The organism is Brevibacillus sp. TJ4 (genome assembly GCF_044627595.2).
Taxonomy (GTDB): Bacteria; Bacillota; Bacilli; order Brevibacillales; family Brevibacillaceae; genus Brevibacillus.
The window spans coordinates 3,264,079-3,277,340 of record NZ_CP185865.1 but is presented as its reverse complement, the minus strand read 5'-3'; the positions used below and the strand labels follow the sequence as shown (position 1 = coordinate 3,277,340).

Here is a 13,262-nt window from a genome sequence, read left to right as displayed (position 1 = left end):
TTCGTCTTAGAAGCTGCCTTGTGTCAGCGAACCGCCAAAGGGAGAAAAGTGGGCGCGTACCTCTTGCGGGTTCGTGCCAGCGAAGCCAGACTGGAACATCGCTTGCGGATTCATGCCGATGCCGGCCGAATTGGCGAACGATTGGAATTGCTGTTGCGGCTGGAACTGCTGCTGCTGCTGCTGGTATTGTTGCTGCTGTTGGAACTGTCCTCCGTAGCCTGTTTGGTTTTGTGCGGACAGCTGATTTTGCTGGCGGACCTCCTGGACGTTGGTGCCGGCAAATTGCGGAGAAAAGATGCTGTTGGTCGCCTGGTTGTTCAGTCCGAAGCCGGATGCGCCTGCGAAGCTGCCCAAACCGTAGCCGCCAAAGCTGTTGTTGTTGCGTGCCTGAACTTCCTGCACATTGGTTCCGGCAAAGCCTGGCGAGAAGATCGAGCCAGCCTGACCGGAGAAGGCAGATTGGTACGAAGGCTGCTGGAACTGGCCAAATCCGCCGAATTGCTGCTGTGCACCTTGATTTTGCTGGGACTGCATGTTGTTCTGTCTTACCTCTTGCGCGTTAGTACCGGCAAAACCAGGCTGAAACATTGCTTGTGCCCCGCCAAATCCGCCCGCGTTGGAAAAACCGTATGTACCTGCGGACGAAACCTGGGAGAATTGAGGTTGGTTTTGCTGCTGTACTTCCTGCGCATTGGTTCCGGCAAAGCCGGGTTGGAACATGGCTCCTGCTGATTGTTGGGAAAAGCCAGATTGGAATGCTTGTGTTGGTTGATTGAAAAATTGATTGTAGGTCATCTGTGACCACCTCCTGCCTATATTTTTTCCAAGGTTTGCAAGATGATGCATGACAAGCCGGGTACAAAAGTATTCGCATTTGGCGAAATCATGCGCAAAAATCGACAAACAGGCTGCCATCTCGCCGATAAACGCGAGGACAGCCTGTTTCCCGTGCTTGCCATATGCCATAACGCCAATGTCAGCCGACTGCTGTCTCCCGCTCCTTTTGCAGATGGGAGACGTACTGGGCGTAGTGAATGAGATTGGACAGCGAGCGGCTGCGAATTCCCGGTTCGTCGAACTTTTCCGGTTTCGCATTGGCTTCGAAAAACCAGATTTCCCCCGTCGCTGTCAGGCCGAGATCCATCGACATCTCTGCCAGATCCTCAATGTTTTCCTGCAAGGCCCGGGCGATCGTCAATGCTGTCTGGCGGATCTGGGCTTCAACCTGGGCGGGGTTGTTGGGGAAGAGGACGGAGAAGACGCTTGTGGCGGAATGGATCGAGCCGCCACGCGGTACATGCGTGGTAATGCTTTGCCTGCCCGCCCTGCGGATGCCGATTCCCGTCACGCCCCATTCGCCGACGCCGTTTTTCTGGACCAGCACCCGGACGTCGAACGGTTTTCCCTGGTAGCGTGCCCGCCTGATCCCTTGCTGCATGATGTAGCGCTGTTTGCGCGTCAAGCGATGCACGTGCTTCCACATTTCCTCCAGACTGGTAAAGCGGTTGGTGATCGCCTTTTGCTCCTTGAGCCGTTGCAGCCGCCAGCGGTTGTTTGTAAAGTCGATGCGCATAATTCCTTCCCCGGCCTTGCCGCGAACGGGTTTCAAATAGACGTAGCTGTGTTCGGAGCAGAAACTGCGAAAGCGCGCCAATGTATCCAGCTTCTTCGTATCCGGCAAGTAGGGGCGGACTTCCGTGTGCTCGCCCAGCATCGCAAACAGCTCCTGCTTGTCGAAGAAGCAGCGGTTGAAGAACGTCACATTAGGCAATTCATGGATGCGCCGTAGTGTTCTCTTCACCTCGGGACGTTGCTCGGCCTTGCGGGTCGGAATGCGGTTGTAAATGACATGGGGAAAGGGGAGGATCAACTCCTGCCAGTGATTTTCCCGTTCATTGTACACGTAGCCGCGAATCTTTTTTTTCTCCCAGTTGATGCCCTGGGGAGTAAAGACGTAGACCAATGCCCCCAGCTTTTTTCCTGAGAGAAAAATGTCGCGGAAGTTTTCCCGATTCCCGGTAAATGCGGCCCCTTCGCCCACAGTCAAAATGCCGATCAACGGGCCGAGCCGCAGCGTATCGTTGACGAACTTCCAGTTGACGCGGGTGCGAATACGGCCTGGTTGCTGGGAAGGAAGGCCGATGTACAGTTTTTTCTTCGAGGAAAAAGGGCCGACTCTGGCAGTCAGCGGTTTGCGCCTGCGTTTTCCCGTCGTTTGCCGAGAAATCTGCAAGTACCATCTGCCGCTAGGGAGGACGGTCAACCAACTGGAGTGCATTTGAGGCATGGGTGTTCCTCCTTCCTACGTAACAGGATGACGGGGACAGCTAAAAGTTGGCCAGATAACAACTGTAGTCGACAAGGAGCTTGCGCGATTCCTTGTCTGCCTGCTTGAGACGGGCGTGCTTAAAGATCGAACGGCCCGGTTTGGAGTTGGCTTCAAACATCCAGACATGTCCTCTGGTATCAATGCCAATGTCCAGCCCCAGCTCGCCCAACTCCATCGCTTTGGCTTGTTCGATGGCCGACGCCAGGCGGATGGAGGCTTCCTTGACGCGATCCATCACCATGGCGTGCTGTTTGCCGAACAGGTGGCGCAGCAGATCATCGCCGGGAATCACGGTTCCCCCTGTGCGAACGTGCGTCGTGACGCTTCCGGAACCGGCCACTTTGGCCGCGGTGCACGAGACGACCCACTCATTGAGCTGGTTTTTATGCAAGTGGACGCGAAAATCGAAGGGCCGTCCATGGAACGTCAGCAAGGGAATGCCTTGCTGGGCGAGGTACGAGCTGATTCGGCGTGTCCGGAACACGTGCTGATAGAGCGAGGACAGCTTGGAGAAGAAGCGTTTCACATTGCCGCTGCCCGTATGGTAGGAGACATCGTATCCTTTGGCCTGACGGGTCACTTTGATGATGCCGTATCCCAGGCTGCCGTTTTTCGGCTTCAGGTAGACGATCGGGTACTTTCGCAGCAGATTGCGCAAGGTTTGCAAATTTGGAGAGGTGTACGTTTCCGGTATGTGCTGGTTGACTTCGGGGTTGGGGTACAGCAGTTGATGAATGCGCCATTTGTTGAAAAAGCCTTGGTTGAACACAGGGATATGCGGATAGTTGGCCAGCTTGTATTTAAACGCCTTGACCGCTTCATGCTTTTCGGCCGAGCGGGAAGGGATCCTGTCGTACACGACGTCCGGGATGGCGGTGGTCAGCCTGCGCCATACGTAACCTCCGCTTTTGGTGCGGCGCAAAAACCAGGCGTTTACCCGGTGGTTGTTCCAGTCGACATCGTGGGGGGAGAAGATAAAGTAAAAGACGCCTTTTCCTTCCTGTGCCTGCAACAGTTTATGAAAAAACGAAGTTCGCTGACCAATTGGCATGCGCGGGTCTCTGCGCAGGCCAGTTGTGACGATTCCGATGGATGGACCGATGCGAAGCGCATCCCCCTCTCGCTTGAGGCTGATCAGTCCGCCGTGCGGGATCCCCAGTTCTGTACGCATCAAACTGGTCACTTTGACGATGTTGCTGTCAGGATTGCGTTGATCCTGCAAGACTGTGGCGACGATTTCTTTTTTTCCCAGCATGACGGTGATCCTCTGGCGCGGTCGAAGATCCAGTTTCTGGAATAGTTGAGCCGGCAGGACGATCCCGCAGACATGGGGATGAGAAAGAAAGCGTAATCGCACTCGAATCGTTTCCATGCTTAGTAACCTCCTACACGCGCTTGCATGAGATAGTGGGCGTAACGAACCGGCTGGGTGATCGAATGCAGGCGAGCCTGTGGATCGCCGATCTTGCGGAAGACAGTTCGGCCCGGTCTGCTGTTGACTTCAATGACCCATACATTGCCATCGGTATCGATTCCGAGGTCAATTCCCAACTCGACCAGCCTGCCGTGCGACTGTTCGAGAAAGACGGGCAGTTCATTCGCCAGTAACGATACTTGCTGCTCAATGCGACTTTTGATCTCTGGTGAAAAATGGCGGGAGAGAAATGGCGACAGAGGGACTGCCTTGCCTCCGCCGTGCAGGTTGGATGTAATGCTTCGCTTGTCGCCGACTCGGACTGCAGCGCCAGTCGTCTCCCATGCGCCATCGCCGTTTTTCTGGACCAGTACGCGCACATCGAAGGGGACTCCCGCCGGTGTATGCAGGTTCAGGTACGGTTGGACAAGGAATTTTCGTCCGGTAGTGAAAGAGCGCAAAAAAGTGGCAAGCCCTGCCTGCCCTTTGACCAATCGGCGAAACGGCTGGTTCTTGCGGTTGCGTCCGGCAATCTCGTACCTGTCGTTCATTGCCTTGATGCGGGTAACGCCAATCCCGTGTGTACCGGCAATCGGTTTGATGACAGCGGCACCGTGCGTGCGCAAGGTTTCCCGCAGGGTCGATAGCGAAAAAAGTTCCGTCCGAGGAAGATAGGGAGCGAGTTTTGGAGATTGGATCAGCATCTTGTGTACCTGCCATTTGCCGGACAGACCGTGACCCAAAAACGTGATGGCGGGGTCATTTTGCAACCTTTCTACAAATGGTTTATAGTGGCGGTATGACGGACCGACAAAGCAGCGGTCATAAATCAAGTCGGGCAGTGGAAAGACCCGGCTTTCCCAAGTGCCCTGCCGATATTCGAATCCTCTTACCGTGCGAGCGTCGAAATTGACATTGCGCGGCGAAAAGACGAAGACGCGCAGCCCTTTTTTCCGCCCGTACATCGTCAGTTTACGGTAGAACCCTTTGTCAACGAAATAGGCTCCTTGGCATCGGGTCATAATCCCGAGGCTGTGTTGCTTTGCTGGCATGTGTCTGTCACCTTCGTCCAGATTTCTTGCCTGATCGTTTTGAGTTTGATTTGGATTTGCGGGGAAACCCGCACAAGTGGGAGACGTAGTCATACATCCGCAGCACGGAAGGACGGGCCCTTTTCGGCGGCTCTTCTACTCCTTCGGGCAAGGGCCGGGCGCTCGTTGTCTTGGACGGTTTGCTGTTTACTTCCAGCAGCCAGATCCTGCCGTTTACATCCACTCCCAAATCGACACCCAATTCGGCATAATGACCAGGTAGCGCTTTTTCCAGCAGGTCGGCCAGCTTCAAGGCTACGTTTTTCAGCTTCTGGGGCGTAGGTCGGGCACCGCCGTGCCACGGGCCGCAAATGTGCAAGGCGCGCAGTGCGCTTACCATCGAACCGCCGCGAGAGACGTTGGAGACGATGCGGTTTTGTCCGAGACGGGCGATCATGGAAGTTACGGCCCATTGACCTGTGTTGTTCTTTTGGACGAGTACGCGAAAATCTGTCGGACGGCCGTTTACGCCGATCAGACGCAAGCCTTGCTGGAGCAAATACGATTTGCCGTGTCTCAATTTGTGCAAATACCGGTGCAGCCCGGCGAGATTGGAAAAATGTTTGTTTACGCCCCCGGGACTGACAGCTTGATAGCCGCTTTGCGTGCGCCGCAGGCGAACGATGCCGCGACCCATGCTCCCGTTGGCCGGTTTGAAATAAACAGTGTGAAAGTGGGAGAACATTTCCTGCAGTTGTTCTTCGCCTTGGTAAGATACCATCCGCGGAAGGTAAGGAATGGCTGATTCCTGCTTTTCCAAAGCGGAATGTACGTGCCATTTGTTCAAAAAGTTTTCATTGAAGAAGGGGATGGACGCATCCTTGCATCGCTGTACCCAGGTTGTCATCGCTTCGCTTCGTTCCCACTGGCGGGAAACTACCCGGTTGTACACACATTGGGGAAGCGACAGGACCGTTTTTCTCCAAGCGCCAGCTCTGCGGATCAGCCCGCGGACAGTCCGCGCCTCCCAGTCGACATCCTGCGGCCGGAAGACACTGATGACACCGCCCCGTTTGCGGTAGATGTCTGCAACCTCATTAAAAAAAGAGGTAGTCGGACCGAACGGCGAGAATGAGTTTTTGGCATTGTAGCCGGAGACCAGGATACCCAGATACGGTCCAAAAACAAGGGTTTGCTGGCTGGGCTGATACCTTGCGAAAAGAGGCATTCCCACGGGCAAATGGAGCGACTGGGCCAGATTCCGGCTGACCAGGGTCTGGCTAGTTCGCTCGGAACCACTGACACGGGCGTGAACGATGCTGCTGCCAAATTGGACGCATATCGTGGACGGGGTGAGACTCCATTTGCGCATGTACCTCTGGGGCAGGTAGAGGTCTACTCCTGATTTTGGCTCGTGTGGGTATACGACAGTTGGCAAGTATGACATGATGATCCCCTTCCCATCAGGCGTGAAGTTAGTCTTATGGTATGAGGTCGAATAAGGTTTGGTGCCTTGAAGAAAAGAGAGGTTATTAGAATTTATGAACAGTTGGTTGATACTGCTAAACATTGCGATTGGTTCACTGATAGGCGGGTTTACCAATCACGTCGCGATTCGCATGCTTTTCCGGCCGCTTCGCCCTTGGTATATCGGCAATTGGCGCGTCCCTTTTACGCCGGGATTGATTCCCTCCAGGCGGGATGAGATCGCACGACAAATGGGCCGATTGGTCGCCGAGCACCTTTTGACCGCGGAAGGAGTAAAACGGGCCATTACCCAGGGGGACATGGAAAAGACGCTCGTCTACTGGCTGCAGGATGTGTCCGGCAAATGGATGGCAGAGGAGCGCACGCTGCGCCAGTTGGTACGTGCCGCAGTGCCGCAGGTGCTCGATGAAAACGGGCGTTGGAGCGAATCGCTGCGCGCACCGGTTGCCCGGCACTGGCATTCGTTTGTCCAGCGCTTACTGGCTCGGCATGAAGATAAGCAGCTCCGCGAGCTTCTTTCGGATTCGGGGGTGCAGCGGCTGGAGGCGTCATCCGGTGCCTTCAGCGAACTGCTGCTGACGCGGGTGCGGGACTATCTGCACTCGCCGCAGGGGCACCAGACGTTGCAGACGATGGTCCGCTCTCTTTTGGGCGGCGGCGGTGGCATGTTCGGCGGGTTCGTCGGCATGTTTCTGGGCGACGACAAAGTGATCGGCAAGCTGCTTCCGCATCTCGACGAGCTGCTGCAAGGCAAGGAACTGCACGGCAGGCTGGAGCAGTTCATCCGGCAGGAGATCGACAAGCTGCTGGACAAGCGGGTGGGGGAGGTCGTGGCCTGGATCGGCGCGGAGCAGGTAGAGGAGTGGACGGACGCCCTGTTTGCCAAGCTGGAGGACCAGAGCCTGCGCCTGCTTGACGAGCCGCTGTCCAAGCTGACACAGCCGATCAGGGAGCCGCTGCTCAACGAGGCGATCCCGCGACTGGCGCGCTGGCTGCTCGACACCGTAGAGCGCAATGCAGAGCGAGTATTCAGCAGCCTTCCGGTGAGCGAGATCGTGACGCGGCAGGTAGAGGGATTTCCGATCGAACGCATCGAGCAAATGGTGCTGGGCATCTCCGGCAAGGAGTTTCGCATGATTACGATTTTGGGCTTTGTGTTGGGCGGCATGATCGGTCTCGTCCAGGGGCTGTTGTCGATGTGGCTGGGTTGATTACCAATCTGAAACGAAATTGTAATTGTGCTGTAATAATCCTGTAATATTTTGTGGGTATGATGAAATCACGATGAAAACCCCCTTAATGATATATTTCTTTGCGGAGTAGCTTTCAAAAGCTACCCTTTTTTTTTGCCGCGCCTTCGGGTATATTGTTCGAAGAAGCTGCGCACGCGGATGAAAGAACAGGAGGGGGATGGAAGCGGAAATGGCAACAAAACATGAACAAATCTTGCAACATATTAATCGCCTTCCGATCGGCTCAAAAATTTCCGTGCGACAAATCGCCAAGGATCTTGAGGTAAGCGAGGGGACCGCTTACCGCGCGATCAAGGAAGCGGAGACGCAAGGGTACGTCAGCACCATTGAACGCGTAGGGACGGTCCGGATCGAGAAGAAGCAAAAGGAGAATATTGAGCGGCTTACGTTCGCCGAGGTCGTCAACATCGTCGACGGCCATGTCTTGGGCGGACGGGAAGGATTACATAAAACACTGAACAAATTCGTCATCGGTGCGATGCAACTGGAAGCGATGATGCGCTATATCGATGCAGGCAGTCTGTTGATTGTGGGGAACCGCATCCAGGCGCACAAGATCGCGTTGCAGCAAGGAGCTGCGGTACTGATTACCGGTGGCTTTGACACCAGCGAGGAGATCAAGCAGCTTGCAGACCGGCTGGCGCTGCCGATCATCTCGTCCAGCTACGACTCGTTTACGGTCGCGTCGATGATCAACCGCGCGATTTACGACCGTCTGATCAAAAAAGAGATTATGATGGTCGAGGATGTGTTGAAGCCGTTGGCGGAGACGCCAGTGCTGTTGCCTTCCGACAGCGTGGCAAAATGGCATCAGTATACCGAGTTGTACCAGGATACGCGCTTTCCTGTCGTCGATGAGCAGATGAGGCTGATCGGCATCGTCACCTCCAAGGACATTATCGGCCACGACGAGACGGCTACGATCGACAAGGTGATGACGAAAAACCCGATTACGACATCGCCGCGCGTCTCGGTCGCCTCTTCGGCCCATATGATGGTGTGGGAGGGCATCGAGCTTTTGCCGGTGGTGGACAACTACCGGAAGCTGATCGGGGTGCTTACCCGCAACGACGTGTTGAAGGCGCTACAGTTCACGGCCAAGCAGCCGCAGATGAGCGAGACGTTCCCGAACCTGATCATGTCCCACTTCCGGGAAGAGCGGCAGGGGGATGAGCTCGTATATACCGGAGATGTGTCTCCGCAGATGACCAACCACCTGGGGACGATCGCGAGCGGAATAATGACCACGGTGATGGTCGAGGCGGCCTGTAACTTGCTGCGCCAGCATCGTCGCGGCGACATGGTGCCGGAAAACGTCACTGTCTACTTCCTCAAGCCGGTCCAGATGGAAAGCCAGGTGCAGGTGAAGCCGCGCCTGCTCGACATCAGCCGCCGCTTCGGCAAGGTCGAGGTTTCCGTCTACCATGGCGATCAGTTGGTGGGCCAGGCGATGGTTGCTGCCCAAATCATCGAAAGATAGACGATACGAGAAATAAAGGCCAACTGGCAGAAGGGTTATCCCCGCGCCCGTTGGCCTTTTTTATGCAAAAAAAAGACAACCGTCGGCACTGCACTCGGGTTGTCTGAAGCATTAGGATGTCACACAAACTGATTATAGCGCAATGAAAAAAAGGTAAGCTAGCCTAAACGGTTGGCAATAAAGGAAAAATGTCCCCGGAGTGTACTAGCTTTCTTTTTGCAGCTCTGCGCGCCACAGGCTGCGGTAGCGAAAAAAGTTGCGCGAGCCGAGAAACAGGTTCACGGCACCGACAAAGACCAGCAGCAGGGCGATGATGATACGGATTGCGTCAAGCGGTTCAAAGGTGAACTGGTTGACGCCGAGCAGGGTGACGAGAATGCCCAGCGAAACATTCATCTTGCCCAGGATCATCCGGGATTCCAGCGGATGGATTCCTCTTCTGCGTGCCGTAATGCTGTAATAAACGCTGCTCACCAGCGTAGCGATAACTCCTGTCAGGAAAAACGCGTACCACATGGAAAAATTCATCCTCTCTAGCCTTCTCGCTTTATCCTAGCAGAAGCGCGAGAGGTTGGCAAATTCATGTAGGAACAAATGTTTGCACTCGATTCCTCCTCTTCTCGCTTCGTTTCCGCTATAATAGATAGAGAGCAAAAGTACGTTCGCCTAACATTTATCATAAAAAGGGGTAGGGTACGCGATGGATTCCTTTGTCCACCTGCACATACATACAGAATACAGCTTGCTGGACGGCGCCGCCCGCATCGACAAACTGGTGGCTCGCGCTGCCGAGCTGGGCATGTCTGCCCTGGCGATTACCGACCACGCCAACATGTACGGAGCGATTCCTTTTTACAAGGCGTGCCGGCAGGCGGGGATCAAACCGATTCTCGGCATGGAAGTCTACCTGATTGAAGGCAACCTGCAGGATCGGGTGCGCAATGCCGCCCCTCCCTTTCACCTTGTGCTGCTGGCGGAAAACGAGCAGGGGTACGGCAATCTGCTGCAGTTGGCCACGATCGCCAACACCGAGGGCAACTACATCCTGCCCCGCCTGAACAAGGAAGTCCTGGCACGTCATGCCCAGGGGCTGATTGCGCTTTCTGCCTGTCGGGAGGGAGAGGTGGCCCGTCTGCTGCTGGCAGGCGAGACAGCCGCGGCAAGAGAAGCGGCTCTCTGGTATAGCCGTACATTCGGACCGGAGCATTTTTACCTGGAACTGGCCGATCACGGGCTGGAGAATGAGCGCAGGCTGAACGCCCTGCTCGTCAAGCTCGCCGAGGATACGGGGCTTCCGCTCGTCGTGACCAACAACGTGCATTACGTCGAGCGGGAGGACCATGCCGTCCACGACATTTTGCTTGCGATCGGGGAAGGCAAGACAGTCGGCGAGGAAGGCCGCCGCCGCTACGAGACCGACCAGTTTTACCTGAAGAGCGGGGCGGAGATGGCGCAGATGTTTGCCCATGTGCCGCAAGCCTTGGCCAACACGGCACAGATCGCCGCGCGCTGTCGGGTGGAGCTGTCGTTTGGGCAGCATATTTTGCCGGAATTCCCCCTGGAGTCAGGCAAAGATCCGGCTCAGTTCCTGCGTGAGCTGTGCGAACAAGGCTGCCTAGCCCGCTATGGCGAGATTACGCCGCAGGCGAGAGAGAGGCTGGATCACGAGCTGTCGATCATTACGCGCACAGGATTTACCCATTATTTCCTGATCGTCTGGGACTTCATGCGCTACGCCCACGAGCAAGGGATTCCGACCGGACCGGGACGCGGCTCTGCGGCGGGGAGCCTGGTGGCGTATGTACTGAACATCACCAATGTCGATCCGCTGCGCCATCAGCTCCTGTTCGAACGCTTCCTCAACCCCGAGCGGGTCACGATGCCCGACATCGACATCGATTTTTCCGTAGAACGCAGGGATGAAGTCATCCATTACGTCGCAGACAAGTACGGACACGACCGGGTAGCCCAGATCATCACCTTCGGAACGATGGCTGCGCGTGCAGCCGTGCGCGATGTCGGACGGGCGCTCGGGCTGTCGCTGGGCCTGATCGACCGGGTGGCGAAAATGATCCCGCAGTCGCCCGGCATGACGATCGACAAGGCGATGCAGCTCAATCCCGACATCGGCAAGCTGTGCGCCGAAAACAAGCAGGCGGGACAGTTGATCGAAGCGGCCAAGGGCGTGGAAGGACTGCCTCGCCACGCTTCGACGCACGCCGCAGGTGTCGTCATCTCGCGCGAGCCGCTCACCCGCTACGTACCATTGCAGACCGGGCACGAGGGGCTTGCGCTCACGCAGTACCCGATGGAAGTGCTGGAAGACGTCGGACTGCTGAAAATGGACTTTCTCGGCTTGCGCAACCTGACGATCATTCAGGAGACGCTGCGCCATTTGCGGCAGCAGGGCGTCGCACTCGACCTGGAAAGCATCCCGACGGACGACGCCAAAACCTTTCACATGCTCTCTCTAGGGGATACGACTGGCGTGTTCCAGCTTGAGTCGGCAGGGATGCGCAACGTCCTGCGCGATCTCAAGCCAGGCAGCCTGGAAGACATCATCGCCGTCCTCGCCCTGTACCGCCCGGGACCGATGGAGATCATTCCGCAGTACATCGCGGCCAAGCATGGACATAGCGAGGTGAAGTTTGCCCATCCGGTGCTCGAGCCGATTCTTCGGGAAACGCACGGCTTTATGATCTACCAGGAACAAATCATGCAAATTTCCTCCACGCTGGCCGGCTTTAGCCTGGGCGAAGCCGACATCTTGCGGCGGGCCGTGGGGAAAAAGAAGCGGGAGTTGCTGGCCGAACAGCGCGAAAAGTTCGTCGCCGGCTGCATCAGACAAGGGTACGGGGCAGAGCTGGGCAACGAAATGTACGACCTGATCGTCCGTTTTGCCGACTACGGGTTCAACAAGGCACATTCCGTCGCCTACGCGGTGATCGCCTATCAGATGGCCTACCTGAAAGCGAACTACCCGCTCGCGTTTATGGCGGCCCTGCTTTCGCTGTCGATCGGCAGCCAGACGCGAATTGCCGAATACACCGAGGAAGCGCGACGGATGAAGCTCACCGTGCTGCCCCCGGACGTCAACAAGAGCGAAGCGTTTTTTACAGTGGAACAGGACGCTATCCGCTTCGGTCTGGCAGCGGTGAAAAATGTCGGGTACAGCGCGATCGAGTCGATCGTCAGGGAGCGGCAGCGCAGGCCGTACCGCGATGTGTTTGACTTTTCCGCACGCGTCGATTCGCGCCTGGTCAACCGCCGCGTAGCCGAGTCGCTGATCTTGTGCGGAGCGCTCGATTCCCTGCCGGGGCATCGCAGCCAGTTGCTGCTTTTGCTCGACGAGGCGATCGGCAAGGCTACAGGCAAACGGATCGAGCGGGATGCGGACCAGCTCAATCTCTTCGCTGGCGCCGATGAGGCGGCGAGCGTACGCCAGCCCGCTGATTATCCCGAAGTTCCGCCGTTTTCTCACAGCCAGAAGCTGCAGGAAGAGCGCGACCTGCTCGGAGTCTACCTCTCCGGCCATCCGCTCGACCAGTACGCCCACCTGACTAGTCGGGCAGAGCTGACACCGCTTGCCGCACTGGATGAATACCCGCGGGACAAGACGGTGAAGGTGTGCGGCATGGTCACGCATATCCGGCGGATTCAGACGAAAAAGGGAGATCCGATGGCATTCGTCACGCTGGAGGACAAGACGGCGCAGGTGGAGCTGGTCGTTTTTCCGCAGGTGTTCGCCAAGCATGCCGAGCTTTTGGAGCGGGAACGCATCCTCGTGGTCGAAGCGCGCATCGATCAGCAGGACGATGCCGTCAAGCTGCTGCCCGGTCGTATCTGGGATGCGGCTGCCTTGCCGCAAACGCCGCCGCCACAGCACCCGGCGGCCTCCCAAAAGGCGGTGCAGGAGCCAGCGCGAACGCCCGAGCCAGCCCCGGCGCCAAAGTCGGCACCCGAGCCGCCGCCGCCAGCCACGGAGCCTGTCATTTTTGTCAAAATTACGGCTGCCCAGGAGCAGGATTCGACATTGCAGCAGCTTCAGCAGTTATTTGTCAGAAAAAAGGGAACGATTCCCGTCATTTTGTACTATGAGGGAAGAAAGCAGTCAATTCGCCTGCCGGACTCGATTCTCGTGGATGCCGACCGTTCATTTTTGGAGCAAGCGCGAGAAATTGTGGGGCCTGACAGCGTAATTCGGAAAGAATTGCCTATAAACAAGGGAGGATGATCGTTGTCCTCCCTTTTTTGCCGTTTTCGGCGG

9 protein-coding genes are annotated in these 13,262 nt (G+C 56.5%); 3 read left to right on the top strand and 6 right to left on the bottom strand.

Annotated elements, in window-relative coordinates; all coding sequences use genetic code 11:
* Positions 1 to 6: 6 nt before the first annotated feature.
* The 5 genes from ACAF76_RS16075 to ACAF76_RS16055 all read right to left on the bottom strand — a co-directional run bounded on the left by ACAF76_RS16075 (position 7) and on the right by ACAF76_RS16055 (position 6,221).
* Positions 7 to 795 (bottom strand): hypothetical protein, encoded by a 789-nt coding sequence (locus ACAF76_RS16075; RefSeq protein ID WP_400161872.1) that lies wholly within the window; start codon positions 793 to 795, stop codon positions 7 to 9.
* A gap of 181 nt (positions 796 to 976) precedes the next feature.
* Positions 977 to 2,287, bottom strand: a complete 1,311-nt coding sequence (locus tag ACAF76_RS16070) for a YheC/YheD family protein (RefSeq protein ID WP_400161871.1) — start codon at positions 2,285 to 2,287, stop codon at positions 977 to 979.
* A 40-nt stretch (positions 2,288 to 2,327) separates the two neighbouring features.
* Complete coding sequence (locus tag ACAF76_RS16065) at positions 2,328 to 3,701, bottom strand: YheC/YheD family protein (protein WP_400161870.1); 1,374 nt, start codon at positions 3,699 to 3,701, stop codon at positions 2,328 to 2,330.
* Positions 3,702 to 3,703: 2 nt separating this feature from the next.
* Complete coding sequence (locus ACAF76_RS16060) at positions 3,704 to 4,795, bottom strand: YheC/YheD family protein (RefSeq protein ID WP_400161869.1); 1,092 nt, start codon at positions 4,793 to 4,795, stop codon at positions 3,704 to 3,706.
* A gap of 7 nt (positions 4,796 to 4,802) precedes the next feature.
* Positions 4,803 to 6,221 carry a YheC/YheD family protein gene (locus tag ACAF76_RS16055; protein WP_400161868.1) on the bottom strand — a complete coding sequence of 473 codons (1,419 nt, stop codon included), beginning with the start codon at positions 6,219 to 6,221 and terminating at the stop codon, positions 4,803 to 4,805.
* A gap of 94 nt (positions 6,222 to 6,315) precedes the next feature.
* Between ACAF76_RS16055 and ACAF76_RS16050 the strand changes: the two genes are divergently transcribed.
* Both ACAF76_RS16050 and ACAF76_RS16045 read left to right on the top strand, forming a co-directional pair.
* Positions 6,316 to 7,473: a DUF445 domain-containing protein gene (locus ACAF76_RS16050; RefSeq protein WP_400161867.1), complete on the top strand. Its 1,158-nt coding sequence runs from the start codon at positions 6,316 to 6,318 to the stop codon at positions 7,471 to 7,473.
* Positions 7,474 to 7,684: 211 nt separating this feature from the next.
* Positions 7,685 to 8,995 (top strand): DRTGG domain-containing protein, encoded by a 1,311-nt coding sequence (locus ACAF76_RS16045; RefSeq protein WP_400161866.1) that lies wholly within the window; start codon positions 7,685 to 7,687, stop codon positions 8,993 to 8,995.
* A gap of 204 nt (positions 8,996 to 9,199) precedes the next feature.
* On the opposite strand, the gene ACAF76_RS16040 is transcribed toward ACAF76_RS16045, so the two are convergent.
* Entirely contained in the window at positions 9,200 to 9,511 is a 312-nt protein-coding gene (locus ACAF76_RS16040; protein WP_400162075.1) for a YtpI family protein, read from the bottom strand.
* Positions 9,512 to 9,695: 184 nt separating this feature from the next.
* Between ACAF76_RS16040 and ACAF76_RS16035 the strand changes: the two genes are divergently transcribed.
* A complete protein-coding gene (locus ACAF76_RS16035; protein ID WP_400161865.1) occupies positions 9,696 to 13,229 on the top strand; it encodes a DNA polymerase III subunit alpha in 3,534 nt (1,177 codons plus the stop codon).
* The last annotated feature ends 33 nt before the right edge of the window (positions 13,230 to 13,262 follow it).

What these genes read in the sequence shown, in the direction of transcription:
- ACAF76_RS16075 (WP_400161872.1), bottom strand. Translation starts at nt 795, where the DNA reads ATGACCTACAATCAATTTTTCAATCAACCAACACAAGCATTCCAATCT.
- ACAF76_RS16070 (WP_400161871.1), bottom strand. Translation starts at nt 2,287, where the DNA reads ATGCCTCAAATGCACTCCAGTTGGTTGACCGTCCTCCCTAGCGGCAGA.
- ACAF76_RS16065 (WP_400161870.1), bottom strand. Translation starts at nt 3,701, where the DNA reads ATGGAAACGATTCGAGTGCGATTACGCTTTCTTTCTCATCCCCATGTC.
- ACAF76_RS16060 (WP_400161869.1), bottom strand. Translation starts at nt 4,795, where the DNA reads ATGCCAGCAAAGCAACACAGCCTCGGGATTATGACCCGATGCCAAGGA.
- ACAF76_RS16055 (WP_400161868.1), bottom strand. Translation starts at nt 6,221, where the DNA reads ATGTCATACTTGCCAACTGTCGTATACCCACACGAGCCAAAATCAGGA.
- ACAF76_RS16050 (WP_400161867.1), top strand. Translation starts at nt 6,316, where the DNA reads ATGAACAGTTGGTTGATACTGCTAAACATTGCGATTGGTTCACTGATA.
- ACAF76_RS16045 (WP_400161866.1), top strand. Translation starts at nt 7,685, where the DNA reads ATGGCAACAAAACATGAACAAATCTTGCAACATATTAATCGCCTTCCG.
- ACAF76_RS16040 (WP_400162075.1), bottom strand. Translation starts at nt 9,511, where the DNA reads ATGTGGTACGCGTTTTTCCTGACAGGAGTTATCGCTACGCTGGTGAGC.
- ACAF76_RS16035 (WP_400161865.1), top strand. Translation starts at nt 9,696, where the DNA reads ATGGATTCCTTTGTCCACCTGCACATACATACAGAATACAGCTTGCTG.